Origin of the sequence: Azotobacter bryophylli (genome assembly GCF_042643485.1) — a bacterium.
GTDB lineage: Bacteria > Pseudomonadota > Gammaproteobacteria > Pseudomonadales > Pseudomonadaceae > Azotobacter > Azotobacter bryophylli.
Genome location: NZ_JBHRSJ010000009.1, coordinates 15,719 through 42,420 on the forward strand (window position 1 = coordinate 15,719; position 26,702 = coordinate 42,420).

18 protein-coding genes are annotated in these 26,702 nt (G+C 67.1%); 10 read left to right on the forward strand and 8 right to left on the reverse strand.

The genetic code is table 11. The features are described 5' to 3' along the window. Positions 1 to 3: 3 nt before the first annotated feature. Positions 4 to 639 carry a phage tail protein gene (locus ACFOJE_RS05120; protein WP_377813208.1) on the reverse strand — a complete coding sequence of 212 codons (636 nt, stop codon included), beginning with the start codon at positions 637 to 639 and terminating at the stop codon, positions 4 to 6. 307 nt (positions 640 to 946) lie between these two features. On the opposite strand from ACFOJE_RS05120, the gene ACFOJE_RS05125 reads away from it, so the two are divergent. After that, the gene (locus tag ACFOJE_RS05125; protein WP_377813209.1) at positions 947 to 7,882 is read left to right on the forward strand and encodes a DUF4347 domain-containing protein; all 6,936 of its coding nucleotides are present in this window, start codon (positions 947 to 949) and stop codon (positions 7,880 to 7,882) included. 99 nt (positions 7,883 to 7,981) lie between these two features. Continuing rightward, complete coding sequence (locus ACFOJE_RS05130) at positions 7,982 to 9,463, forward strand: TolC family protein (protein WP_377813233.1); 1,482 nt, start codon at positions 7,982 to 7,984, stop codon at positions 9,461 to 9,463. 54 nt (positions 9,464 to 9,517) lie between these two features. Here ACFOJE_RS05130 and ACFOJE_RS05135 read toward each other — a convergent pair whose 3' ends face one another. Continuing rightward, a complete protein-coding gene (locus tag ACFOJE_RS05135; RefSeq protein WP_377813210.1) occupies positions 9,518 to 13,129 on the reverse strand; it encodes an AAA family ATPase in 3,612 nt (1,203 codons plus the stop codon). Between the two features lie 449 nt (positions 13,130 to 13,578). Here ACFOJE_RS05135 and ACFOJE_RS05140 point away from each other — a divergent pair, with 449 nt between their 5' ends. After that, entirely contained in the window at positions 13,579 to 13,848 is a 270-nt protein-coding gene (locus tag ACFOJE_RS05140) for a hypothetical protein (RefSeq protein ID WP_377813211.1), read from the forward strand. Positions 13,849 to 13,878: 30 nt separating this feature from the next. On the opposite strand, the gene rimK is transcribed toward ACFOJE_RS05140, so the two are convergent. Both rimK and rimB read right to left on the reverse strand, forming a co-directional pair. Then, the gene (gene rimK / locus ACFOJE_RS05145) at positions 13,879 to 14,784 is read right to left on the reverse strand and encodes a 30S ribosomal protein S6--L-glutamate ligase (protein WP_377813212.1); all 906 of its coding nucleotides are present in this window, start codon (positions 14,782 to 14,784) and stop codon (positions 13,879 to 13,881) included. Further along, on the reverse strand, positions 14,781 to 15,251 hold the full coding sequence (rimB, locus tag ACFOJE_RS05150) for a retropepsin-like aspartic endopeptidase RimB (RefSeq protein ID WP_377813213.1): 471 nt from the start codon (positions 15,249 to 15,251) through the stop codon (positions 14,781 to 14,783). Before rimB ends, rimK begins: the two co-directional genes overlap by 4 nt. A gap of 115 nt (positions 15,252 to 15,366) precedes the next feature. Between rimB and hslR the strand changes: the two genes are divergently transcribed. The 4 genes from hslR (at position 15,367) to cls (ending at position 20,040) form a co-directional block, all read left to right on the forward strand. Further along, on the forward strand, positions 15,367 to 15,765 hold the full coding sequence (hslR, locus tag ACFOJE_RS05155) for a ribosome-associated heat shock protein Hsp15 (protein ID WP_377813214.1): 399 nt from the start codon (positions 15,367 to 15,369) through the stop codon (positions 15,763 to 15,765). Positions 15,766 to 15,880: 115 nt separating this feature from the next. Continuing rightward, on the forward strand, positions 15,881 to 16,768 hold the full coding sequence (gene hslO / locus ACFOJE_RS05160) for an Hsp33 family molecular chaperone HslO (RefSeq protein ID WP_377813215.1): 888 nt from the start codon (positions 15,881 to 15,883) through the stop codon (positions 16,766 to 16,768). A 165-nt stretch (positions 16,769 to 16,933) separates the two neighbouring features. Continuing rightward, the gene (locus tag ACFOJE_RS05165; RefSeq protein WP_377813216.1) at positions 16,934 to 18,478 is read left to right on the forward strand and encodes a phosphoenolpyruvate carboxykinase; all 1,545 of its coding nucleotides are present in this window, start codon (positions 16,934 to 16,936) and stop codon (positions 18,476 to 18,478) included. A 116-nt stretch (positions 18,479 to 18,594) separates the two neighbouring features. After that, complete coding sequence (cls, locus tag ACFOJE_RS05170; RefSeq protein ID WP_377813217.1) at positions 18,595 to 20,040, forward strand: cardiolipin synthase; 1,446 nt, start codon at positions 18,595 to 18,597, stop codon at positions 20,038 to 20,040. Between the two features lie 119 nt (positions 20,041 to 20,159). Here cls and ACFOJE_RS05175 read toward each other — a convergent pair whose 3' ends face one another. Together ACFOJE_RS05175 and ACFOJE_RS05180 are read right to left on the reverse strand one after the other, a co-directional pair. After that, positions 20,160 to 20,633: a hypothetical protein gene (locus tag ACFOJE_RS05175; protein WP_377813218.1), complete on the reverse strand. Its 474-nt coding sequence runs from the start codon at positions 20,631 to 20,633 to the stop codon at positions 20,160 to 20,162. Between the two features lie 338 nt (positions 20,634 to 20,971). Beyond that, the gene (locus ACFOJE_RS05180) at positions 20,972 to 21,484 is read right to left on the reverse strand and encodes a hypothetical protein (RefSeq protein ID WP_377813219.1); all 513 of its coding nucleotides are present in this window, start codon (positions 21,482 to 21,484) and stop codon (positions 20,972 to 20,974) included. A 350-nt stretch (positions 21,485 to 21,834) separates the two neighbouring features. Between ACFOJE_RS05180 and lysM the strand changes: the two genes are divergently transcribed. Next, complete coding sequence (lysM, locus tag ACFOJE_RS05185) at positions 21,835 to 22,287, forward strand: peptidoglycan-binding protein LysM (protein ID WP_377813220.1); 453 nt, start codon at positions 21,835 to 21,837, stop codon at positions 22,285 to 22,287. Between the two features lie 25 nt (positions 22,288 to 22,312). Here the strand turns inward: lysM and yrfG are convergent, their stop codons facing one another. Then, positions 22,313 to 22,978, reverse strand: a complete 666-nt coding sequence (gene yrfG / locus ACFOJE_RS05190) for a GMP/IMP nucleotidase (RefSeq protein WP_377813221.1) — start codon at positions 22,976 to 22,978, stop codon at positions 22,313 to 22,315. 159 nt (positions 22,979 to 23,137) lie between these two features. Here yrfG and nudE point away from each other — a divergent pair, with 159 nt between their 5' ends. Continuing rightward, positions 23,138 to 23,704, forward strand: a complete 567-nt coding sequence (gene nudE / locus ACFOJE_RS05195) for an ADP compounds hydrolase NudE (RefSeq protein ID WP_377813222.1) — start codon at positions 23,138 to 23,140, stop codon at positions 23,702 to 23,704. Beyond that, the gene (gene cysQ, locus ACFOJE_RS05200; RefSeq protein WP_377813223.1) at positions 23,701 to 24,483 is read left to right on the forward strand and encodes a 3'(2'),5'-bisphosphate nucleotidase CysQ; all 783 of its coding nucleotides are present in this window, start codon (positions 23,701 to 23,703) and stop codon (positions 24,481 to 24,483) included. Before nudE ends, cysQ begins: the two co-directional genes overlap by 4 nt. Positions 24,484 to 24,496: 13 nt before the next feature. On the opposite strand, the gene ACFOJE_RS05205 is transcribed toward cysQ, so the two are convergent. Then, entirely contained in the window at positions 24,497 to 26,392 is a 1,896-nt protein-coding gene (locus tag ACFOJE_RS05205; protein ID WP_377813224.1) for a beta-ketoacyl synthase, read from the reverse strand. Positions 26,393 to 26,702: the final 310 nt, after the last annotated feature.

Here is a 26,702-nt window from a genome sequence, read left to right on the forward strand (position 1 = left end):
CGCTCAGGGGCGAGACGGAAAGATGCCCTCGGTGGCGATGCACAGGGTCATGCCGAGCTGCGGTGGCAGGGTCGACACGGGCTGATTGCCGCCGGCCAGGGTGGCGGTGAGCCCGCCCAGGGCGACCTGGGTGCCGCCGGTGCCGGCCGGAGCGTAGGTCGGCACCTGGGTCGTGCTCGAGCGATCTCCGGTGTTGGTGACCGCCAGGAGACTGCCGGCGGAGGGGATCTTCTGGGTGCCGTTGGCCTGCAGAGCGTTGAGGGTCACGTTGAGGTTGCTGGCAGGCAGGTTGTTGGCGCCCAGGGCGACCGACTCGGAGCCGCGCTGCTGGCCCAGGGTCACGGGCGAGAGGCCTGCAGCCTGGCCGACGTTCACCACCGAGCGCCCCTGGAGGTTGGGCAGGGCGAAGGTCGTTTGGCCATCCCCGCCGTAGGTGGTGCCCAGCAGCGCGAAAAGCGCCGAGTTCTGGGAGATCGACAGCAGTGCGCCGTTCGCCGGAGCGTAGCCCCGCGGGCAGAAGTTGGAGGCGAAGGTGCAGACCTCGCCGATATAGGGTTCGGAGCCGCAGGCGTGGGCGCTACCCGAGGCCGCCAGGGCCAGCAGGGCCGCGGCTGTTTTGAGCTTGGTGTCGATGATCATGTGTCCGTTACTCGTTTTCGTTTTTGCAGTCCGCGCCTCACCGGTGCCCGGCAGTGGGCGCCGGGGGAGACGCGGGAGCTCCATGGATGAGCCGGCGCCCGAGGCGTCGGCGCGCGCATTCAAGAGGAGGGCCCGGGTGAAGGCAAGGAATGCGATGCAGGTAGTGCGAAAAATGCCAAGCACATCGAGTACTTGAATAGTGGCGATTTAACATTAAAGAACGTATGGTTATTGGTGGCTCCGTGGGCCTGCAGCAGGCACCCACCGTTAACCGAACCGCTTTCGCGCATTGACAAGGAGAACAAGAATGGAGTGGCTGAAGCGCATCATCGGCACTTCCCGGCGTACCCCCACCAGCATCCGCGTGCCGCAGACATCCGGCGCCCTGATCCGTGCGCTCGAACCGCGCATGATGTTCGACGGAGCCGCCGTCGCTACCACCGTGGATGCGGCCCAGACCGCCGACGCGACCCAGACCGATGCGAGCGCTTCGGACCCGACCACCGACCAGGCCTCCGCTCCTTCCGCAACGCAACCGGATGGCTCGGGCGTGGTGGCCACAGGGCCGCAGGTGGTGTTCATCGACAGCCGGCTGGACGGCTACCAAGAGCTGCTCGGCGCCATCCAGGGCGATGTGGAAGTGGTGGTGCTGGACGGTAGCGGCAATGCCCTGGAGCAGATGGCGCAATGGGCGGAAAGCCACCAGGGCTATTCGGCGATTCACCTCGTCGGCCACGGCAGCAGCGGCTCGCTGCAACTGGGCGACCTGTGGCTGCAGGAAGGCACGATCGCCGAACAGCAGCCCCTGCTCGCCCAGCTGGGCGCCGCGCTGAGCACGGACGGCGACATCCTGCTCTACGGCTGCGACGTGGCGGCCGGCAGCCAGGGTGCCAGTTTCGTCGATGCCCTGGCCGCAGCCACCGGCGCCGACGTCGCCGCCTCGACCGATGCCACCGGCAGCGCCTCGCGCGGTGGCGACTGGGAGCTGGAATACCGGAGCGGCAATGTCGAGGCACCGCTGGTCCTGGATACGCAGCAACTGGTCGGCGCGGACATCCTCCTGACGCTGCCGAGCAACGGGATCAAGGACCTGACCGAGTTGACCTCGACCGACAGCTTCTTTCCCGGCTTCACGCTGGTCACGAGCGATCCCCTGCTGGGTGATCCCGGTGATAACACCCTCGCCGTCAATGGCGTCTACCTGGACTCCATGCCGGGCGATTTGTCTGGCTATTTCTCCGTGAGTGCCGATGGCTCGAACCTCGGCAGCTTCGACCTGACCGGCATCCACTTTGCCAAGTACACCAATGACGGCAATTTCACCTTCACGGTGACCGGCTACAAGCCGGGTGGCGGCGAAGTGACGACCACTTTCACGACTTTCAGTGGCTCCAACTCCTTCTCTGCGGGAACTTACACCAATTTCACCGGTATCACCGGCTTCAGAATCCAGATCGACGGCGATTTTCTCAATCCCAGCAACGTTACCTTCGACAGCTTCACTGTTGCCAACGTCGCGGCTCCGGACGTAGCCCCCAGTCTCGTCGCTACCAGTAGCAACCCCACCTTCACCGAGAAGGGCAGCGCGGTCGATCTGTTCAGCGGCGTTTCGGCCCTCACCAACGACAGCGGTCAGACCTTTACCGGCATGACCCTGACGGTGGCCAACCTCGGCAACGGGACGAGCGAGAAGCTCAATATCGCCGGCACCGATATCCCCCTCGTAGTAAGCAACGGCTCCATTGCCGGCATCGGCTCCTACGACATCTCCCAGACCGGGAACACCGTCAACATCACCCTGTCCGGCTTGAGTCTCAGCGAGACCCAGATGAGCGCGCTGATCGACGGCATGACCTACCGCAATGCCAGCAACGATCCGACGGGCGCCAGCCGTGTGGTGACCATCACGAGCCTCACCGATAGCGGCTACAACAACAGCCACACGGTCACGACCGCCAGCTCCACCGTGTCCATCGCCCCGGTCAACGACGCGCCGAGCCTGAGCGTGCCGTCGAGCATCCATGTGACCGAGGACGTCGCCAGTCCGCTCACCGGCCTCTCCTTCGGCGATGCGGATGCCGGCGGCGGCAGCGTCACCGTCGTCCTGTCGGAGGCCAGCGGTCTCGGCACCCTGGCCGCGGTCAGCGGCGGCGGTGTCACGGTGAGCGGCTCCGGCAGCGCCTCCCTGTCCCTGAGCGGAAGCATCGCGGCCCTCAACGCCTTCGTCGCCGCCGGCAATGTCACCTACACCACCGCCAGCAATGCCACCGCCGATGCGACCCTGCTGGTCAGCATCGACGACGGCGGCAATACGGGTTCCGGCGGGGCCAAGTCTGCCAACACCCAGATTGCCCTGCAGGTCGATGCCGTCAACGACGCCCCCAGCGTGACCGTGTCGGGCTCCCAGACGGTCGTCGAGGATATTCCCACGCCCCTGGGCGGCATCGTCTTCAGCGACGTGGACGCCGGCAGTGGCAACGTCACCGTCATCCTGTCGGAAGTCGACGATCTCGGCTCCCTGGCTGCGGTCAGCGGCGGCAATGTCACGGTGAGCGGCTCCGGCAGCACCCAGCTGACCCTGAGCGGGAGCATCGCCGACCTCAACGCCTTCATCGCCGCCGGCAATGTGAGCTACACCACCGCCAGCAATGCCACCCTCGATGTGAGGCTGCTGGTCAGCATCGACGACGGCGGCAATACGGGCTCCGGCGGGGCCAAGGTCACCAACAGGATGGTTTACCTGCAGGTCGTTGCCGTCAACGACCCGCCCGCCTTGATCGCAACCGGCGGCACGCCCACCTACACCGAGAACGGCAGTGCGGTGGACCTGTTCAGCGGCGTCGGTGTAGGCGCCGGCGACTCCGGCCAAGCCATCACCGGACTGACCCTGACGGTCGCCAACCTGGCAGACGGCTCCCAGGAAATCCTCACCATCGAGGGCACGGACATCCCGCTGATCGACGGCTTCTCCACCACGACCGCCGTTACCGGGATGACCGCGAGCGTCAGCCTCGTCGGCGGCACGGCGACCGTGACGCTGAGCAAGGCGAGTGGCCTCTCGGCGTCGAGCACGTACGACCTGGTGAACGGCATCACGTACCGCAACGAAAGCGACGCTCCCAGTACGGCGACCCCCCGCGTAGTGACCCTGACCAGCATCACCGACAACGGCGGCACCGCCAATGGTGGCATCGATACTGCCGCCCTCTCGATAGCGGCCACGGTGACCGTGGCGGCGACGAACGATGCGCCGACCCTGTCGGCCGGCGCCTTCTCCCTGAGCGGCACCGACGAGGACCATGCCTCGAATGGCACCGCCGTTTCTGCGCTGCTGAGCGGTCTTGGCTACGGCGATGGGGACGGGCCCGGACAAAGCGGTATCGCCATCAGCGGGGCGACGGGCAACGGCATCTGGCAGTATTCCACCGACGGCAGCACCTGGACCGACCTCGGCACGGTGTCCGCCAGCAGCGCGCTGCTGCTGTCCGCCAGCAGCCAGCTGCGCTACGTGCCGGACGGCAGGAACGGCGAAACCGCGACCCTGAGCCTCCGTGCCTGGGACCAGACCAGCGGGACGGCTTCGGCCACCGGCGTCCGCAGCTTTGCCGATACTGCCAGCAACGGCGGCAGCACCGCCTTCTCGTCCTCGACCGCCACCGCGAGCCTGCTGGTGAGCTCGGTCAACGATGCGCCGTCGATCATTACCGCCTCGGTCTGGATGAGCCCGACGAACGAGGATACTCCGACCGCCTCGCTCAGCATCTCCGCCCTGTTGGGAGCCTTGAATAGGACCGACGTGGACAACGGTGCGCTGTCGGGGGTCGCGATCACCTCCGCCACCTCCAATGGCAACTGGCAGTACAGCAACGACGGTGGTGCGAGCTGGGCCGATTTCGGCAGCGTCAGCGACAGCGCGGCGCTCCTGCTCGACAGCTCGGCCCTCATCCGCTATCAGCCCGATGGCATCCATGGCGAGACCGCCAGCTTCGCCCTCAAGGCCTGGGACCAGAGCAGCGGCACGGCTTCCACCAACGCCGTTCGTTCGACCGGCGACACGACCTCGGGCAGTGCCTATTCGAGCGCCTATTCGAGCGCGACGATACCCTTCACCCTCGTGGTCACCGAGGTCGCGGACGCAACGGTGGTGACTACCAGCGGCGGTTCGGCGACCTTCATCGAGGCCGACGGCGCTGGGTCGATCCCCGTGGCCATCGACCCGGGCCTCACCCTGAGCGATCCGGACAGCGCCACCCTGGCCAGCGCCACGGTGACCATCAGCGGAAACTTCTACTCCGGGCAGGACCTGCTGTCCTTCGTTAACGATGGCAGCACCATGGGCAACATCGTGGCGAGCTACGATGCCGGCACCGGCACGCTGACCCTGACTTCGGCCGGCGCCAGCGCCAGCCTCGGCCAATGGCAGGCCGCCCTGCGCGCCGTCAGCTACGGCAACAGCTCGGAGACGCCGAATACCGCCACGCGCGTCATCGCCTTCTCGGTCAACGACGGTGGTGGCGTCTCCAGCAACTCGGCGACCCGGCTGGTCGGCGTGGTCGACACCAACGACACGCCGAGCCTGAGCATGCCGTCGAGCATCCGCGTGACCGAGGACGTTGCCAGTCCGCTCACCGGCCTCTCCTTCGGCGATACGGACGCCGGCGGCGGCAGCGTCACCGTCGTCCTGTCGGAGGCCAGCGGTCTTGGCACCCTGGCCGCGGTCAGCGGCGGCAATGTCACGGTGAGCGGCTCCGGCAGCGCCTCCCTGACCCTGAGCGGAAGCATCGCGGACCTCAACGCCTTCGTTGCCGCCGGCAATGTCACCTACACCACCGCCAGCAATGCCTCCGCCGATGCGAGCCTGCTGGTCAGCATCGACGACGGTGGCAATACGGGTTCCGGTGGGGCCAAGCTCGCCAGCACCCAGATTGTCCTGCAGGTCGATGCCGTCAACGACGCCCCCGGCGTGACCGTGCCGGTCTCCCAGACGGTCGTCGAGGATGTGCCCTCGCCCCTGAGCGGCATCGTCTTCGACGACGTGGACGCCGGCAGTGGCAGCGTCACCGCGACCCTCTCGGTCTCCAGCGGCACGTTGGCCGCCAGTGGCGGCGGCACCGTCACGGTAGCCGGCAGCGGCACCGCGCTTCTGACCCTGAACGGCACGCTGGCCGACCTCAATGCGTTCATCGCCGGCAACGGCGTGAGCTTCACCACGGCGAGCGACTCCACCGCCAGCGTCACGCTGAGCGTGACCCTGGACGACGGCGGCAACAGCGGGGCGGGCGGCAACCGGAGCGCAGTGGCGACAACCACCCTGATGGTCAGCGCGGTCAACGATGCGCCGGTCAACGGCATGCCGGGCGCCCAGGCGGTCGATCAGGATTCCGCTCTGGTGTTCGGCACCGCCTACGGCAACGCCATCACGGTCAGCGACGTGGACGCCGCCGGCGGCAGCCTCCGGGTCACGCTGACCGCCGGCAGCGGCCTGCTCACGCTCGCGGGAACCTCCGGGCTCAGCTTCCTCTACGGCGATGGCTCGAACGACGCCAGCATGACCTTCGAGGGCAGCCTGACCGACATCAACCAGGCCCTCGACGGCCTGCGCTTCACGCCCACTCCCGGTTACAACGGCCCGGCCAGTCTGCAGATCGTCAGCGACGACCAGGGGCTGAGCGGCAGCGGCGGGGCCCAGAGCGACACCGACAGCATCGCCATCACCGTCAACAGCGTGAGCCCGCTGGTCACCGGCGTGAGCGCGAGCAGCCCCGATGGCGGCTACAAGGTCGGCGACCTGCTGCTGCTCACCGTCACCTTCGATCAGTCGGTGATCGTGGACACCAGCGGCGGCACGCCGAGCCTGCTGCTGGAAACCGGCGCCACGGACCGCAGCGCCAGCTATCTCTCCGGCTCGGGAAGCAACACCCTGACCTTCGCCTACACCGTGCAGGCGGGGGACGTCAGCGCCGATCTGGACTACGCCTCGACCGGGGCCTTCGCCCTGAACGGCGCGACCATCCGCAACGTCAGCAGCGACGACGCCATCCTGGCCCTGCCGGCGCCGGGCGGGCTCGACTCCATCGCCGGCCAGCGCGCTCTTGTGATCGACGGCAACGCCCCGACGGTCACCGGCGTCGCCGTCCCGTCCGACGCCACCTACGTGGCGGGGCAGAATCTCGACTTCGTCGTCGATCTGTCCGAGGCGGTGGTCGTCGATACCGCGGGCGGCACCCCGCGGCTGGCCGTGGACATCGGCGGGACGACGCGCTACGCCGAGTACGTCTCGGGTTCGGGGAGCAGCGCCCTGGTGTTCCGCTACCAGGTGCAGACCGGCGACCACGACGGCGACGGCATCGCTGTGGGCAGTGTCATCGAGCCGAACGGCGGCAGCCTCCGCGACGGCATCGGCAATGCCTTGCAGCCGGCGCTGAACGGGGTGGCCGACAGCGCCGGGGTGCAGGTGGATGCCGTCGCGCCGACCGTCAGCGCCATCGTGCGCGAGAGCGCCAACCCGACCAGCGCCGGCAGCCTGAGCTACCGGGTGACCTTCGACGAAGCCGTCAGCGGCGTCGATGCCGGCGACTTCGTGCTGGCCACGACCGGCAGCGCCCACGCCACCGTGAGCTCGGTGGTCCAGCTCGATCCGCGCACCTACCGGGTGGTCCTGGATGGGGTGAGCGGGGAGGGGAGCCTGACCCTGCAACTGGCCGGCGCCGGCAGCGGGATCGTCGACCAGGTCGGCAACGCCCTGCTGGCGGGGGCCAGCGGCGAGTCCTATACGCGGATGGCACTGACCGGCGACCCGCAGTTCCGGATCACCACGCTGGGCAGTTCGGTCGCGCTGGGGGAAAGCCGGCCGTCGCTCGGCCCGGTATCGCCGAATCCGGATCATGGCGTCTCGCCGTTGTCGATTCCGCCATTGTTGCAGCCCGAGCGTCTGGGCGGCTTGCCACCTCTGGCCAGTCTGTTCGGTGAGGGCGGCATGCCGCCCGGCTTCATCGCCGGGCTGTTCGGCCGCGGTATGGACGGTTCGGGCACGGGGCAGGGCTTCGATACCAGCGGCCTGGCGGCGCTGTTCGCGGACTACCGGATGACGGACGGCCCGGAGACGCTCCTCGACGACGTCCCGGGGGATGCCGCGGGCTCCGGCGCTCCCAGCCTGGGCCAGCAATTGCATGAGCTGCAGGAGAACCAGCGGCGCCGGCTCGGCGAACTGGCCCGTGCGCTGCGGCAGATGAGGGGGGCTTAGCCACCGATTCGACTGCCAGCACCTTTTATATCCACATCCTTAAATAACGAAAAAAGTGCCGTAACAAGGGGGCGGCGCAGGATGCAATTACGTCAGAAAGTGTTAGGCATCTCCGTACTGGCCTTGGCCATCAGTGGATGCGCGGTCAACACCCAGCCGATCGACCGTCTGGCCAGCGAGCAGCGGGCGAAGAGCGACCTGCAGATCATGTTCAAGGACCAGGAGCCGCTCAGCGGCCCGCTGACGCTGCACACGGCCATGGCCCGCGCGGTGAAGTACAACCTCGAGGCGCGCCTGAAGGTGATGGAGGAGGCCATGGCCTACCGCCAGATGGACCTGGCCCGCCTCGACATGCTGCCGCGCATGGCCCTCCAGGCCGGCTATGCCGGTCGCAGCAACGTCAGCGCCTCCAGCAGCCGCAGCATCCTGACCGGCAACCAGTCGCTGGAGCCCTCGACCTCCCAGGACCGCAATCGCGAGATCGGCGACCTGACCATGGTCTGGAACGTGCTGGACTTCGGCGTCAGCTACGTCAGCGCCAAGCAGCAGGCCGACCAGCGGCTGATCATCAAGGAACGCCGGCGCAAGGTCGTCCACACCATCATTCAGGACGTGCGCTCGGCCTACTGGCGCGCGCTGACCGCCGAGCGTCTGCTCAAGCGGATCGACACCCTGATGGCGCGGGTCCAGTCCGCCCAGGACAACAGCCGGCAGATGGGCCAGGAGCGGGTCGGCGACGTGGTGCAGACGCTGGGCTACCAGCGTGCGCTGATCGAGGCCACCCGCCAGCTGAAGGAGCAGCGGCGAGCGCTGTCTCTGGCCAAGACCGAGCTGGCGACCCTGATCAATCTGCCCCTGGGCAGCGATTTCAGCCTGACCGACGACAGCTCGTACCGGGTGCCGGAGCTCAAGGTGGATCTGGGCCGGCTGGAGCAGGAGGCCCTGACCAGCCGCCCCGAGCTGCGCGAGCAGGATTACCAGGCGCGCATCAGCGCGGCGGAAACCCGCAAGGCCATGCTACGCATGCTGCCGGGCCTGGAGCTGAACGCCGGCGCGCACTACGACAGCAACTCCTTCCTGAGCAACCAGAGCTGGGCGGACTACGGGGCCAAGATCACCTGGAACCTGTTCGAAGTGCTCAAGGCGCCGGCGGCGATCAATCTGGCCAAGACCGGCGAGCAGGTGGCGGCGGCGCGCCGGCAGGCGATGTCGATCGCCGTGCTGGCCCAGTTGCACGTGGCCAACGCCAACTACCACGAGGCGCGCCAGCGCTTCCAGACCAGCCAGGAACTGGCCGGGATCGACGAGCAGATCGTCGAGCAGCTGCGCAACCGCTATCAGGCCGACGGGCTCGGCGAGCTGGCGCTGATCCAGGGGGAGCTGAACGTGCTGCACGCCGAGCTGGAGCGCGATCTGGCCTATGCCGACCTGCGTAACGCCTATGGTCAGATCTTCGCCAGCGCGGGGCTCGATCCGCTGCCGTCGGAGCTGCCGTCGGGGCGGTTGAACGACATCGCTAGCGCCCTGGCGGGCAGCGAGGCGCGCTGGCAGGAAGGCGACATCGGTCGGCAGAGCCTCTGACCGCGCCTTCGCTCCGGGCCGCAGCCGCCTCCGCCGGGGCTGCGGCCGTCCCGATCAGGTTGCGGTCGGGCCGGCCAGGCGCTTTCTCGCTGCCGCGGCCACGGCCAGCAGCTTCCGGTCGTCCGGGCGATGCGCCAGCAGACTCTCGGCGGCCCGCAGGATCAGCGGCGGGCTGTCCTGGCCGAGGGCGGTGGCCAGGGCCCGCTCCAGCCAGACAACGCCGACCCCGGCCGCATCCCCCCGGCGCGACAGGCATTCGCCCTTGAGTCGCTGCAACTCCGCCACCGCATAGTGGCCGGCGTACCGTTCGGACACTTCCAATCCGCGCTCGATCACCTCCAGTCCGCCGTCGAGCCGGTCGGCGCGCCACAGGGCGTCGGCGCTCACCGCCTGGAAGAAGATCGCCGAGCCGCCCATCACCGGGCTGACCGCTGCGCAGATCTCGAGGAGCGGGGCGATGGCCCGCGCGTCGCCGCGGGCCGCCTGCGACCAGCCGAGCAGGGCGGAGCAGGCCAGCTCCCATAGGGCGATGCCGTGTCGCCGGGCGATCTCCAGCCCCTCCCGGGCGCAGCCTTCGACATAGGCCGCATCGCCGCTGGCCTGACCGAGCAGGGCGGCGAGGGACAGGGACTGGCTCAGCACGTAGGCCGAATCCAGGCTGCGCGCCCGCCTCAAGGCCTGTCCGCTGACCTCGAAGGCCTCCGCAAACCGGCCGCAGAACCACAGCGACAAGGCCAGGAAGGAAAGGCCGTTGGCCCGGGCGTCCTCGCCGAAGCGCAGCGGCTTCATGGCCGCCAGGGGCAGCTGGCCGGCCTGGCGCAGGGCGGCTGCCGCTTCGTGGAAGCGGCCCATGGAGTGGAGGCTGTTGCCCAGCGCGTAGTAGCCGTGGGCGAGCAGGTCGGGATCGTCCGCCTGCTGCGCCAGGTGGATCAGCTTGCGCGCGATCCGCTCGCTCTTCGGGAAGCCGTGCCAGGAGCTGGAGCCCAGCCAGAGTCCCCAATGGGCCGGGAACAGCTGGGGATCGTCGCCCAGGGGTTCGGCCAGTTGCATGGCCCTGTCGAAGTTGCCGCGGCAGGTCTGGGCGCCGTTGCCATCGAGGATCGCCAGCGGCGCGGCCATGGCCATGCGCAACTGCAGCTCTTCGCTCGCCTCGGCCGCCTCGTCGAGCAGCGCCAAGCCGTGCCGGTAGTGCTCGAGCGCCTCGCGATAGGCCGAGCGCAGGGCAGCTTGTCGCCCGGCCGCCAGCAGGTGGCCGCGGGCCGCTTGGGGCTGTCCGGCGCGCTCGCAGTGCCAGGCGAGGCGGGCCGGGTCCTCGACCGCCACTTCCGGGTGCAGGCGCAACAGGCTCGCCAGGATGCGTCCGTGCGCCCATCGCTGACGGCTGCGCGGCATCGACTGGTAAGCCGCCTCGCGCAGCAGCGCATGGCGGAACTGCAATTCCTGTCCGTCGGCCGCGACGATCAGGCGCTGCTGGCGCAGGGGCAGCAATAGCGCCGCCAGGGTGGCGGGCTCCAGCTCGGCGGCTGCGGCCAGCAGTTCGGCGCTGAAGCTGCCGTCGAAGGCCGCGGCCAGCTGCGCCACCGGCTTGGCCTGCCCCAGGCCGTCGATATGGGCCGTCATCAGCTCGCGCAGGCTGAAGGGCAGCGCCGGCGAGGCGTTCCCGCCGTCGCGCGAGGCGAGCACGGCGCGGGTCATCTCTTCGATGAACAGCGGCACCCCGGCGCAGATGCCGGTGATCTGCTTCACCCTCGGCGCATCCGGCAGGTCCTGCCCGAGCAGGCGGCCGGCCAGGGCGGCGCTGGCCTCGTCCGACAGGGCCTGCAGGTGCAGGTGCGCGACCCCGGCGGTGGCGTCCCAGGTCGGGTTCAGGGCATCGCGGGTGCCGATCAGCAGCAGGCGGGCGGGGAGGGGGTGTTGGATCAGGCGGCCCAGCAGTTCGCGCGTCATGGGGTCTGCCCAGTGGACGTCGTCCACGCAGATGACCCCGCCCGGCGGAACCTGGCTCTGCAGCAAATCCAGCAGCTGCTCGCGGATGTCGTGGGCCGAGGCCGGGGCGCTGCGGGAGGCGTCGAGCAACTGGTGCAGACGCTCGAACGCCGCCTTCCCCGCTTCGTCCTTCGGCGTCGGCAGGCGTTGCAGCCAATGGAGGAATGGATGCAGCGGAGTCATCGCCGATTCCTGCCGGCAGGTCAGACTCACCCCGGGCAGGGCGAGGCTCTGGCGGAAGAAGCGCAGCAGTCTCGACTTGCCGATCCCTGCCTCGCCGCTGACCAGCACGCCGAGGCCTTCCCCCGAGCAGGCCTTCCGCCAGAGCTCAGTCAGGCTCCGCAGCTCGTCGGTCCGGCCCAGGGGCGGTTCGGAGTCGGCCGGTGGCGGTCCGTAATGGCCGGCCACCAGCCAGACCGGGGAGGGCTCGCTGCCGCCCGAGAGGCGGATGGGGCCCAGCGGGCGCATGTCGAAGTGCTCGACCGGGAGCCGTTCGGCGGTTGCCTGGGTGACGAGGATCTGCCCCGGCAGGCCGAGATCCGCCAGCCCCAGTGCCGGGCGGGTCAGGCGCCCGCCGATGTCCGGCACGTCGTCCTCGGGCAGGCTCAGCGTCTCGCCGCTATGCAGGGCGCAGACGATGCCGGCCGGTGCGCCGGCGATCCGCTGACAGTCGAGCGCGGCCAGCAGTGCCCGGCGCGCCGCGCCCTCCATGGCCTGCGGGTAGCCGAAGTAGGCCAGCAGATCGTCGGTGGCCGTCCGGCGGACCAGGGCGCCGGCTTCGCCCAGCAGCCGAAGGCAGCGGCTGGTGGGTTCCTGCAATGCCAGCCAGTCGTCGGGGTCGGTGCTGTCGGGGCCGCACAGCCGGCAGCAGAGCACCGTCATCCAGCGCCGTTCGGGCGCCGGCGGCAGCTCCGGCGTCTGCAGCAGGGCCAGGGTCGCGCTGCCGGGCTCGGCATCCAGCTCCTCGGCGAGCGCGGCGCGGCATCGGGCCAGCGCGTTCTGCGCTTCCTGGCGATGGCCATAGCCGATCAGCAGGCCGATCAGTCGCTGCCAGGCACTCTCGTTCCAAGGTTCCTCGCGGGTCAGGCGGCGGCTGTAGGCCAGTGCGCGGGTCTGATCGCCGTGACGGGAAAAGCCTTCGGCAAGTCGTTCGTACAGGCGACAGGCCTTCTGTCGATAGTGTTCGCGGCAGTCCTGCACCCATCGGTCGCAGGCGTTCCCGGAATCGCTCTGCACTCCCTCGATGAAGCCGCTGCCATACAGCCCGACCGTGCTTTCCAGCCATTCCAGCAGTTCGAGGCCGTCGCTTGATGGCTGCCCGGCAGCGTCCAGCATGGCCAGGTGCTCGCCGAATATCCGCGCATCCACCCGGAGCTCGCCGCCGACGTGCAGGCAGATGTGATCGCGTCCGCTTTCCAGGGCCTGGGCGAAGATCTCCCGCAGCTCGAACAGGCAGCGTTTGAGCCGTCGCCGGCCGACCGTCGCCGCTTCCTCCGGCCACAACCATTCGGCCAGCCAGTCCCGGCTATGTCGCTGCCCGGCGTTGAGTGCCAGCCAGGCCAGCAGGATGCGCGATTTCTGGTATTTCAGGGCGCGGACGACTCCAGCGCGCTCGATCCGCAAGCTGCCCAGCAGGTGGATGCGGATCGGCGGGCGGGATGCACAGGCGTCTTCAGGCATGGGGGCTGCTTTCCATGAGCGGGGCTTGTCCTTGGGGATGGCGCATCTCCACGTTCGGCGGAGTCGATGCATTGCCGAGCGTAATAGGACCATCGTCAACAGGGGAACGTTCGGGGAACGCGAGCCTGATATCAAGTTGCCGTTTGGCCATGTATCAGACCCGCTCACCTCCAAGGGGAGGACGAACGTCGCCCCACGACGGTTTTGGCCCGTGGGCGTGGGCAGGCGTCTGACGGATAGGGAATGCTGAGGGTTGTCGGAAGTGGGAAAGATTCTCGTGGCAGTAAGGAGGCCGGGAGTCGGTGACAGGCGAATCCGTTGCCCGCTCGGGAACGGATGCCAAGTCAACGGGGCTGCCTCATCGAGCGAGCTTTTTCGGGTGTCCAGCCGGCGGGAGCCGGCTGCCGGAATCGGCCGGGGCGGCGCGCCCGGCGGGGGAGGGGCGGGGCATGGCTGAGGTCGGATTGCTGTGGGGAATGCTCTGCCTGCTGCTGTTGATCCTCACCCTGTCGGTCCTGGGACTGGTCGTGCAGAGCCTGCGAATCCACAGTCTCAAGGAGCGGATCGCTGGCAACATGGCGTGTCTGTGCCGACAGCGGGACAGGATCCTCGACCTGGCGCACAGCAACCGCGAGCTGCACGCGGTGCTGCGCGGGAAGACGCTGCGCATCGAGCAGCTGGAGCGGCAACTGATCCTGCAGAAGTGCCCGGCGGACTGAGCCGCCGCCGGCAGCCGATCGTCCTGGCGTTCAGCCCTTGCCCTTGGTCCGGGTCAGGCCGTGCTCGGCGTTCTTTTCCAGGTACTGGATGATGATGCTGGCGACGTCCTTGCCGGTGGTGGTCTCGATGCCTTCCAGGCCCGGGGAGGAGTTCACCTCCATCACCAGGGGCCCGCGGTTGGAGCGCAGGATATCGACCCCGGCGACGTTCAGGCCCATCACCTTGGCCGCGCGGATCGCCGTCATGCGCTCTTCCGGGGATATCTTGATCAGGCTGGCGGTACCGCCGCGATGCAGGTTGGAGCGGAATTCGCCGGGTTTGGCCTGACGCTTCATCGCCGCGATGACCTTCTCGCCGACCACGAAGCAGCGGATGTCGGCGCCGCCGGCTTCCTGGATGTATTCCTGGACCATGATGTTCTGCTCCAGTCCCATGAAGGCCTCGATCACCGATTCGGCGGCCTTGTGCGTCTCGCAGAGCACCACCCCTATGCCCTGGGTGCCTTCCAGCAGCTTGATCACCAGGGGCGCGCCGCCGACCATCTCGATCAGGTCGGGGATATCGTCCGGCGAGTGGGCGAAGCCGGTCACCGGCAGGCCCAGGCCGCGCCGCGAAAGCAGTTGCAGCGAGCGCAGCTTGTCCCGCGAGCGGCTGATCGCCACCGACTCGTTGAGCGGGAACACTCCCATCATCTCGAACTGGCGCAGCACGGCGCAGCCGTAGAAGGTCACCGAAGCGCCGATGCGCGGGATCACCGCATCGAACTCCTCCAGCGGGCGACCTCGGTAGTGGATCTGCGGCTTGTGGCTGGCGATGTTCATGTAGGCGCGCAGGGTGTCGATTACGGACACCTGATGCCCCCGCTGCTCGCCGGCTTCCACCAGTCGGCGGGTCGAGTACAGGCGAGGGTTGCGTGACAGCACAGCGATTTTCATTGGACACCGGAGAGGGAGGGAAGCAGGGGTTTGTCTTGCACGTAGGTGAGCGCCGGATTCACGACCAGCTGGGCCTGGATCAGGGCCTTCGAACCCAGCAGCACGCGATAGCGCATGGCCTTGCGGCAGGTTAAGGTGAACTCTACCGGCCAGGCGCGATCGCCGAGCACTAGCCGGGTCAGGATCACGTAGCGGGTCTGGGCCTGGCCGTTGGAGCTCTTGATGGTCTTGACCGCCACCAGCGGGGCCTCGCAGCGGCGATGGCGGAGTTGCACCAGGGTGCCGAGATGGGCGGTGAAACGCACCCAGGGCCGGCCGTCGCGCTCGAACTGCACGATTTCCGTGGCGTGCAGGGTCGAGGTGCTGGCGCCGGTATCGATTTTCGCCCGCAGGCCGGCAACGCCGAGATCCGGCAGGTCGATCCATTCGCGCAGGCCGATCACTGACTGATGGTCGAAGGTTTTCAAGGCAACTCCAAGCGTTGGCGGGCATTCTAATCGGCATGGTCGACGGCCGCATCTGCGGACGCAGACCGTGATTATGTATTCAAGGGGCTTGAATGGGAGGCCGCACCGAAGATCCATGAGTGATAAAGAAGACGATAAAGTCCGTCTGGACAAGTGGCTGTGGGCGGCCCGCTTCTACAAGACCCGGGCCCTGGCCAAGGCGGCGATCGAGGGCGGCAAGGTGCATTGCCGAGGGGAACGCTGCAAGCCGTCGAAGGAGCCTAAGATCGGCGAGGAGCTGACGGTCCGCTGCGGCTTCGACGAGCGCACGGTGGTCGTCCGCGCCCTGTCCGCCGTGCGCCGGGGTGCGCCCGAAGCGCAGGGGCTGTACGAGGAAACCGCCGAGAGCATCGAGCGCCGCGAGCAGGCGGCGGCGATGCGCAAGGCCGGGGCGCTGGGGCTGGATACCGATGGCCGGCCGAGCAAGAAGCAGCGTCGTCAGCTGCATGATTTCCGGGAAAGGCACGACTGGTGAGGGGCATGGCGACGATTGGCAGCCTCTATTTGGCCCCGTGAGCCGGTTCCGGCTTGGTTGAGGCCGGCCTGGTGCATAAAATGACCAACTTTCGCCTTCTCCCTGACGAGTCCGCATGCACGATTTCACCCAGCGTTTTCTGTTCGACGATACCGATGTCCGCGGCGAGCTGGCCGACCTGCAAGGCAGCTATGCCGAGGTGCTGGCCAAGCATCCCTACCCGGAGCCGGTCGCCCAGCTGCTCGGCGAGATGCTCACGGCCGCTTCGCTGCTGATCGGCACCCTCAAGTTCGATGGTCTGCTGATCCTGCAGGCGCGCTCCTCCGGGGCCGTACCGCTGCTGATGGTGGAGTGCTCCAGCGAGCGCGAGGTGCGCGGCATCGCCCGCTACCACGCCGAGCAGATTCCGGCCGGCGCCGGCTTGCGCGAGCTGATGCCGGAGGGCGTGCTGGCCATGACCGTCGACCCGGCCCAGGGCCGGCGCTACCAGGGGATCGTGGCGCTGGACGGCGCCACCCTGGCGCAATGCCTGTCCAATTATTTCGCCAGTTCTGAACAGCTGCCCACGCGCTTCTGGTTGAACGCCGATGGTCGCCGCGCCCGCGGCCTGCTGCTGCAGCAGCTACCGGCCGATCGCCTGAAGGATCCCGAGGCCCGGGCGGCCAGCTGGGAGCACCTGATCACCCTGGCCGACACCCTGACTGCCGAGGAGCTGCTCGGGCTGGACAACGAAACCCTGCTGCACCGTCTCTACCATCAGGAGGCCGTGCGCCTGTTCGAGCCGTATCCGCTGCATTTTCGCTGCAGCTGCTCGCGCGAGCGTTCGGCCAATGCCCTGACTAGCCTGGGGCAGGAAGATGCCCAGCGGCTGCTCGAAGAGCAGGGCGGAACCGTGGTCGTCGACTGCCAGTTCTGCAACCAGCGCTATGTCTTCGATGCCTCCGATATCGCCCAGCTGTTCGCTGGCGGAGGCATCGAGGGACCCTCCGCGACGCGCCATTAACAACAAACGAAGCGCCGCGGTGAACCTTGTCAATCGCAAAGGTTCCTACTGTAGTCGTAAACTTTCTGGCATAATCGCCGCACTTTTTTATCTTCTCTCTGTAGCTAACAGGATGTCTGGCTACAAAACGTATGGAGGTTCGGCCTCTGGCCGAGGTGGACGCACATGACGCAAGCCAAACAAGCCGTGTATACCGATATCAGCACCGCTCAACTCGTTGAAGAAGCCATCCGCCGGGGAGAGGGTGAGTTGGCCGCCAACGGTTCGCTGGTGGTTCGGACTGGCCATCGCACCGGCCGTTCGCCGGCTGACCGTTTCATCGTCGAAGAGCCGGGCACCCAGCATCACATCGCTTGGGGCTCGATCAACCGTCCGTTCCCCATCGATAAGTTCGATGCCCTCTGGGCCCGCGTCGAAGCCTACGTGGCCGAGCGCGAGAGCTTCGTTTCCCATGTCCATGTAGGTGCCGATCCGGACCACTACCTGGCGGTCAAGATGACCACCGAAACCGCCTGGCACAACCTGTTCGGCCGTTGCCTGTTCATCAATCCCGAGAAGTTCAACCCGGCCGGCAAGAGCGAGTGGCGCATCATCAACGCGCCCTTCTTCCAGTGCGTGCCGGAGCGTGACGGCACCAACTCCGACGGCTGCGTCATCATCAACTTCGCCGACAAGAAGGTGCTGCTGGCTGGCATGCAGTATGCCGGCGAGATGAAGAAGGCCATGTTCTCCGTGCAGAACTACCTGCTGCCGGAACAGGACGTGCTGCCGATGCACTGTGCCGCCAACATGGGCGAAGACGGCGACGTGACCCTGTTCTTCGGTCTGTCCGGCACCGGCAAGACCACTCTGTCCGCCGATCCGAGCCGCTACCTGATCGGCGACGACGAGCACGGCTGGGGCGTGGGCACCGTGTTCAACATCGAGGGCGGTTGCTACGCCAAATGCATCGACCTGTCCGAGAAGAACGAGCCGGTGATCTGGAAGGCCATTCAGTTCGGCGCCGTTCTGGAGAACGTCGTGCTCCACGAGCATAGCCGCGAGCCCGACTACGCCGACAGCAGCCTGACCCAGAACACCCGTGCCGCCTATCCGCGCGAACTCATCGAGAAGCGCGTCGACGCCAACCGTGCCGGCGAGCCGAACGCGGTGATCTTCCTGACCTGCGATCTGACCGGCGTGCTGCCGCCCGTGTCGATCCTCAACAACGAGCAGGCCGCCTACCACTTCCTGTCCGGCTACACCGCGCTGGTCGGTTCCACCGAGATGGGCAGCGGCAGCGGCATCAAGTCGACCTTCTCCACCTGCTTCGGTGCGCCGTTCTTCCCGCGCCCGGCCGGCGAATACGCCGAGCTGCTGATCAAGCGCATCAACGGCTTCGGCTCCAAGGTCTATCTGGTCAACACCGGCTGGACCGGCGGCGGCTACGGCGTCGGCAAGCGCTTCAACATCCCGACCACCCGTGCGGTGATCGCCGCAATCCAGAGCGGCGCGCTGGTCGGTGTCGAGACCGAGCACCTGCCGATCATCAACCTGGACGTGCCGAAGGCCGTCGCCGGCGTCGAGACCGAGCTGCTCAACCCGCGCAACACCTGGACCGACAAGAACGCCTACGACGATGCGGCCAGGACTCTGGCGCAGAAGTTCATCGACAATTTCAAGAAATTCGACGTCTCCGACGCCATCCGCAACGCCGGCCCGCAGCTCTAAGGCCGATCGCGAGAAAAAGCCGCCTGCGGGCGGCTTTTTCATGGGCGCCCGTTTCTCCTTGGTCGGCGGCCGAGCCTGTTATTCTCTGCGCCGTGTCGATGTAAGAGTGTGAAGGCATGGAGCAGGACGCTTTACACCTCTGGGGTTATCTGCTGGGACTGATCCAGTTGCTGGGAGCGGTCGCGGCGCTGCATGCCGTGCTGACCGTGCGCACTGCCCAGGGCGCCATCGCCTGGGCGATCTCGCTGCTGTTCATGCCTTACCTCACCCTGTTGCCCTATCTGGTGTTCGGCCGCAGCCGTTTCGATGCCTATATCCAGGCGCGGCGCCAGGCCGACCAGCAGATGCATCGGGCGATGGCCAAGCTGGACTGGCGGCCCTGGGTCGAGGAGGCCCAGGCGGCCCGCGAGAGCGACGTCGGGCGGAGCCTGCGGTTGCTAGCCAGGCTGGCGCAGCAGCCGCCGCTGGCGAACAACCAGGTGCGTCTGCTGATCGACGGCGAGGCCACTTTCTCCGCCATCTTCGAAGCCATCGCCGCCGCCCGGAAAGTGGTTCTGGTGCAATTCTTCATCGTCCACGACGACCAGCTCGGGCGTCGCTTGCAGGAGCTGTTGCTGGAGCGGGCGGCCGCTGGCGTGCCGGTGTTCTTCCTCTATGATCGCGTCGGCTGCCACGCCCTGCCGCGCCGCTACGTGCAGCGCCTGCGCGAGGGTGGGGTGGCGGTGCAGGCCTTCTCCGCCTCGGTGCGCAGCGGCATGCTCAGTCGCTTCCAGCTGAACTTCCGCAACCACCGCAAGCTGGTGGTAGTCGATGGTCTGCGCGGCTTCGTCGGCGGACTGAACGTGGGCGACGAATACCTCGGGCAGAATCCGCGGCTGTCGCCTTGGCGCGATACCCACATGGAACTGCGCGGGCCGGTACTGGCCTGCCTGCAGGAGTCCTTCGCCCAGGACTGGTACTGGGCCTGCCGGGAACTTCCGCCGCTGCTGCTGGCGGATGAATATCCGGCGGGCGGCGTGCTCTGCCAGGTGGTCAGCAGCGGTCCGGCCGATCCTCAGGAGACGGGGTCGTTGCTGTTCGTCGCGGCGATCAATGCGGCGCGCCGGCGGATCTGGCTGACCAGTCCCTACTTCGTGCCCGACGAAGCGGTGTTCGCCGCCCTGCGACTGGCCGTGATGCGCGGGGTGGAGGTGCGTCTCCTGCTGCCGGCGCGGCCCGATCACCGGGTGGTCTATGCCGCTTCCAGTCTGTACGCCCGCGAGGCTCTTGCTGCCGGCGTGCGGGTATTCCGCTATCAGCCGGGTTTTCTGCACCAGAAGGTGCTGTTGATCGACGACGACACGGCTGCGGTGGGCAGCGCGAATCTGGACAACCGATCCTTCCGACTGAACTTCGAGCTGACGGTGTTCACCATCGATACGGCATTCGCCGCCGAGGTGGAGCGCATGCTGCTGAACGATTTCAGCCATTCCCGCGAGATGGATATCGACGATGTCAGTCGCGCCCATCAGCTCAAGCGACTGGGCATGCGCGTCGCGCGCCTGATTTCGCCGATCCTCTGAGTCCGGGCGCGCCGAGGAGCGTACAAGCGCCTGTACGCTATGTTTGCGGATTCGATTGCACTTCGATCATGGGGGCGGTTCGAGCTGGGCGTGCCCGCCGTAAGGAACTTCGCAGCGCCTCAGTGATGGTGGTGCCGGCGATGATGGCGACGATGCTCGTAGCGATAATCGTCATCGTAATAGCGGTCTTCGTAATAACGACGGTGGCGGCGATTGCGATCGTCATGGCGATCGTCGTCGCCCACGGCGTTACCTATCATGCTGCCGGCACCGCCGCCGAGGGCAGCGCCGAGCAGGCCGCCACTGCGCCCGCCCATCCGCTGTCCGACCGCGTTGCCGCCGGCGGCGCCGAGCGCGCCGCCGATGGCGGCTTCGGTACGGCTGTGGTTGCCGGCGCCGAGGGCGCCGCCCGCCGCACCGCCGACCCCGGCGCCGATGGTGGCGCCGGTGGAGCCGCCGAGAGATCCGCCGACCACCGATCCCAGAACACCGCCCAATGCGCCGCCCACGGCGGCCTTGGTCTCGCCGGCGACTGCAGTGACGCTAGCGCTGGCCAGGCCGAGTGACAGCAGCATGATCGATGCGAACTTCATAGCATGGAAACCCCATCTGGCTGAGACGGTCGCGATCGTCGCGCTTGTTCGATCAGTTGGCAAGCAATTTCGGTGAACTTGCGAGAAAATTACAGAGTTTGTAACTACTTGTTTTTATTGGTGAACTTGTCGAAAGAGGAAGCGGTCGAAGGCGCTCGGACCACTGTTTTTACTGCGGATTGGATCGGATTCATCACCTTTTCCCGAGCCTGCTCCAAGGTAGGTCAGGGATGCCTTGGGCCGGTTCGTCCGTTGCATCGGGCCCTCCGTTTGAAACGCAAGAGGCCGGCATTGCCGGCCTCTTCGGGCTACCGAGTTCGGGGGAAGGCGGCTGCGGCTCAGCAGTTGCCTTTCTTGGCCTGTCCCGGCGGGCAGAAGCCGCCGCCATGGCTGTGACGACGGTAGCCGCCATCGTAGCGCCGATCGTCGTAGTAGCGATCGTCGCGGTCATAGCGGTCGTAGTAGCGACGGCGTCGGTCGTCGCGTCGATCATCGTCACCTATGGAGTTGCCCAGCAGGCTGCCCGCGCCGCCACCGACCGCCGCACCGATCAGGCCGCCGGTGCTACCGCCCATCTGTCGGCCGACCGCGTTGCCGCCGGCCGCGCCGAGCGCGCCGCCGATGGCCCCTTCGGTACGGCTGTGCTTGCCGGCACCCAGAGCGCCGCCCGCCGCGCCGCCGACGCCGGCCCCGATCGTGGAGCCCGTGGCGCCGCCGAGAGATCCGCCGACCACCGATCCAACAACACCGCCCAGTGCACCGCCCACGGCAGCCTTGGTGTCGCCGGCGACTGCGGTGACGCTAGCGCTGGCCAGGCCGAATGACAGCAGCATGATCGATGCGAACTTCATAGCGTGGAAAACCTCAGTAGGATGTGACGGCGGCGATCGTCTCGCTTGATGGGCATAACTTGCAAGTATTTTTCGCGAAAATTGTCGATCCGGTAATTATTTTATTTTTCCGCCATTTTTCAGGAACTTAGGTCGGGCGAAGCGGGTCGAAGCTGGTTAATCCTCCCGCTCAGCCATCTGGCTGCCACGATTCTCTTTCTTCCCTCGTGGTTGGGCGATCTCGTGAACATTCCTGCCCCCCTCTGGTCAGCTTTTTCGTCGGCTGGATCCAAATCCGTCGCGAGTGTCGTTTTGCCGTCCCGTGCCGCCGCCGGCAGCGCTCACCCTAGATCAATCGAGGAGGATCAACCATGAGTCTGTTCTCGTTCGTCAAAGATGCTGGAGCCAAGCTGTGGGACACCCTGTCCGGGAACGAGGCCAAAGCGGCCGAATCGCTGAAGGAGCATGTGGCCAAGGTCGGCCTCGGCAATCCGAACATCCAGTTGCAGGTGGAGGGCGATAAGGTCGTCGCCTCCGGCGAGGTCGCCAGCCAGGAGGAGAAGGAGAAGATCCTGCTGGCGCTCGGCAATGTCGCCGGCATCGGCCAGGTCGAGGACAACATCACCGTGGCCCAGACGGCTACGGCCGCTCCGGTCGCGGCTGCCCGCTTCGTCACCGTGAAGTCGGGCGATACCCTCAGCTCCATCGCCAAGGCCGAATATGGTGATGCCAATGCCTACATGAAGATCTTCGAGGCCAACAAGCCGATGCTCGGCGATCCGAACAAGATCTATCCCGGCCAGGTGCTGCGCATTCCTCAATGACCCGGGTGCTAGCTCGTAGGGTAGGTCAGCCAAGTCCTTCGAGCAGTTCCCGATAGGTTTCCATGGCCTCGAATTCGGCCGTGTCCCTGGGCGGCTGGCGGCTGTCCGGCCGGCGCACCCCCAGTAGGTGGGCGATCCCGTAGCGGCAGGCACTGCGCAGGATCGGCAGGCTGTCGTCGATGAACAGGGTGCGCGCCGGGTCGAAGGGGAAGTCCTGCTGCAGGGCGAACCAGAATTGCTGGTCCTCCTTGGGAAATCCATAGTCGTGGGAACTGATCAGGCGGTCGAACCAGGGCGCCAGCTCGACCTTCTCCAGCTTCAGCGACAGCGAATCGCGATGCGCGTTGGTGATCAGCGCCACGCGCTTGCCGGTCTGGCGCAGGGCTGCTAGGAAGCGGTCGGCGTCCGGTTTCAGTGCGATCAGGTGGGCGACTTCGCGCTTGAGCGCGCTGACCGACAGCTTCAGCTCCGTGCTCCAGAAGTCCAGGCAGTACCAAGTCAGCTTGCCAGCATGGGCCTCGAACAGCGGCTGCAGCTCCAGGTCGGCCATGGCGCGGCTGATGCCATGGTGCTCGGCGTAGCGCCGGGGCAGGTACTCCAGCCAGAAATGATTGTCGAAGTGCAGGTCGAGCAGGGTGCCGTCCATGTCGAGCAGGACGGTATCGATTTCGCTCCAGGGCGGCGCGGGCATGGCGGTCACTGATCCGTGAGTGGCTTCGGGGCGCTTGGTCGTTCGCTGTGCAGGGCTATCTCCGGCGGGGAACGGTGTCCAAGTCGGGTTATGATAAACAGCTACGTGGTTCGGGACGAATGCCGGCCGAGCCCGCTCCGGTCAGGTCGAGGAATGCCCATGCGTCAAAAACCCACTGTGCTCGCCCGAGAAATCGTCGCATCCAGCCGTCTGTTCCGCGTCGAGGAAGTCCAGCTGCGCTTCGCCAACGGCGTCGAGCGCACCTACGAGCGGCTGGTGAACCGGGGCAGCGGCTACGGGGCGGTCATGGTCGTCGCCCTGGTCGACAGCGAGCACGCGCTGCTGGTGGAGGAGTACTGCGTCGGTACCGACAACTATCAGGTTTCCCTGCCCAAGGGACTGATCGAGCCGGGCGAGGACGTGCTGCTGGCGGCCAACCGGGAGCTGAAGGAGGAGGCCGGCTTCGGCGCTCGCCAGCTCGAGCACGTCACCGAGCTGACCCTGTCGCCTGGCTACATGACCCAGAAGATTCAGGTGGTGCTGGCCAGCGACCTCTATCCGGAGAGCCTGCCCGGCGACGAGCCCGAGCCGCTGCGGGTTGATCGCATCAATCTGCGCGAGCTGTCCAGTCTGGTGCAGCAGGAGCAGTTCAGCGAGGGGCGGGCCCTCGCCGCGCTGTACCTGGTGCGCGACCTGCTGATCCAGCGCGGGGCGTTCGCGTTGTGAAGGACGCCTGGCGGCAGCCGCTGATCGAGCTGGTGCGCCAGGCCGGGGCCGCCATCCTGTCTTACTGGCGGATGGATATCGAAGTGGCCACCAAGGCCGACGCCACGCCGGTGACCGCCGCCGACATGGCAGCGCACCGGCTCCTGTGCGATGGGCTCCGGGCGCTGGAGCCCGCGATTCCGGTGCTGTCCGAGGAAGACTGCGGGATTCCCCTGGCCGAGCGGGCCGCCTGGCAACGCTGGTGGCTGGTCGATCCGCTGGATGGCACCAAGGAGTTCATCGCCGGCAGCGAGGAATTCACCGTCAACGTGGCGCTGGTCGAGCATGGGCGGGTGCTGTTCGGCGTGGTCGGCGTGCCGGTGACCGGGCGCTGCGATGTCGGCGGGTCGCCCGAGCCCATCCGGGTGCGCGAGACTTCGGCAGAGACGTTCACCGTGCTGGCCAGTCGGCGGCACAGCAGTCCGGCCCAGGAACGTCTGCTGACCGGGTTGGAGCGGCATTTCGCGAGCCTGCGCCTGAGCGCTGTCGGCAGTTCGCTGAAGTTCTGCCTGCTCGCCGAGGGCAAGGCCGATTTCTACCCGCGTCTGGCCGCGACTTCCCAGTGGGACACCGCGGCGGCTCAGGGCGTGCTGGAAGGGGCCGGTGGCGAATTGCTGGACCTGCACGGCGTACCGCTGCGCTACCCGCCGACGGAGGATTTCCTCAACGGCCCGTTCCTCGCCCTGCCGCGCGCCGCCGCCTGGCGCGCCGAGGTGTTGCAGCTGGTGCGGGAGCTCTGAGGCGCGCTGCGCCTCAGTCCAGCATGTCGCTGAAGCGTTCGTCCTTCTTGAAGCGGATCGCCTGACGGAAACCCGGCACCTTGATCCCCTCCGAGCTCAGCTCGATGGCGTGATCGTCGATCATGCCCTGGCCGAAGTGGTAGAGAATGTCGAACTGTCCCTTGAGGGCCTGCTCGTCGTAGCGGCGGGCGGCTTCGCGGGTGGCCTCGCGGCGGGCGCAGTAGTCGGCGAAGGCGGCTTCGCCGTGGCGCTTGCGCAGCATCTTCTCGGTGACCTGCGGCGACAGCAGCACGCCGGTGGCGTTGTTGCCGCCGAAGCCCTTGGAGTTGATGAAGCAGACCTCCAGGTCGTCGCGGCGCACGTCGCGCATGGACAGGCTCAGGTGCTCGTCGTGGATGTCGTCGGCGAAGCGGTCGACGGTCTTGATGCCGGGCAGCAGGCTGTACTTGAAGGTGCCGAGGGCGGAGATCAGCTGGTCGCCGCTGGCAGTGGCCAGGGAGTGGCCGACGAAGGCCTTGACCGCGGCGATCGGCCAGTCGGCGATGCCGAAGGCTCCGGCGACGCGATCCAGCAGTTCGGACTCGGTGACGCGGTTGGCCGGCGTGCTGGAGCCGTGGGCATGGACGAAGCTGCGACGGCGCACGCCTTCTTCGCCGACCAGCTGCTCCGCGCTGGCCACCGCCTTGGCCAGGGTCAGGTAGTTGCCCGGGCCGGGGGCGGAGATGGACTTCTTGAAGCCGTCGGCGTTGACGAACACGTCCGGCACGGAGCCGTGGATGTCGGCGCCCAGCTCCAGGGCCAGGGCATCGTCCATCAGCACCACGTACTGCGCCGACTCGGCCAGGGTGAAGCCGCAGTTCTCGCCGAACGGCCGGCTGGCGCGGCGGAAGTCCACGTCGTCGCGGCCTTCGATGTGGCGCAGGCCTTCCTCGGTGGCCAGGGCGCTCATGGCCGCGTAGCCTTCGACGATTTCCGGGGTGATGGGGGCCTCGGCGTTGCCGACGACGACCACCCGGGCCTGGCCGGAAGTGATGACGTCGATACCTTTCTGCAGGTTGTAGAGGAAGGTGGCGCAGGCGCCGGTGATGCTGCCGGTGATGCCGACGCTGCCCAGCACGTAGGCGTTGATGAAGTCGGTGGGCATGCTGTTGAAGCCCAGCGGCAGCTGCTTGGCGGAGATGCGGTGGCCCTTCAGGCGCGACTGCAGCAGACCGCCGTAACCGTTCTCGTCCAACTGGCTCATGATGCTGCTGGAGAACACCGCCACTTCGTCGGGCTGCACGTGGTCGAGGATGGTCTGCCAGTCGATGCCGACGGAACGCAGGGCGTCGGTGGCGGCCACCACCGACAGCTGCAGGCCGCGCGGGTGGAAGCGGGAGTTGTAGAGCTCGCCGGGCTCGAAGCCGGTGGGCAGCTGGCCGGCGGATTTCACCGCCATCTCGCGGTAGCTGTCGACCTTGAATTCGCAGCTGTCGTGCAGAGTCACGCGCACCTGATTGCCATCCAGCTCCTCCACCTGCCAGTTGGCCGGCAGCGGCTCGGGCAGCTGCTTGCGCTGGGTGGTGAAGGTCAGCGGGGTCTCGGCGTTGACGGTCAGGCTCTTGTGCCAGTGGGCGGCGTCGACGTCGAAGTACTGGCGCTCGATGCGGCGGATCAGGGTAGATTCGAGGATCTGCTGGCCGTAGCGGCGTTCGATCTCGGCCTTGCTCAGGGTTTCGCCGTCGGCGCTGCGGTAATCGCCGTCGACCACGCTGACCAGCTTCATCATCACCGCCAGGCCGGTGAGGGTCTCCTGGCGCGCCTCGGGATCGAGCGACTCGATGACGGTACGACGGAAACCGTGATGGAAGGAGCTGCGTCCGGCCGAGTTATAACCACCAAAACCAACGATGACAGGTAAGCGAGACATAACTCGAAAAACTCCTCACGCAAGGGGACTGCCAGCTCCGGGGCCGCGGTGCCGGCGAAAACCGCTGGTCCGCCGCACGGCTCGAAAGGCGGGCTCACTGGACCGCCGGGGTCGAAACGGAGATTGGAATGCCTAATTGACGTGATCGACGACTTTCGAGTCACCATTCACGTCGGCGTCATGTTCTTGTGCTCCCTCTCCGGTACCGGACAGGAGCAGGGGCGGATCTTAATCGATCGTCGCGCGGATTGCAGAACCGGCCGCCGCATGGTGCGGCGGCCGGTCGCTGTCGGCGCGCCTTAGAGGCCGG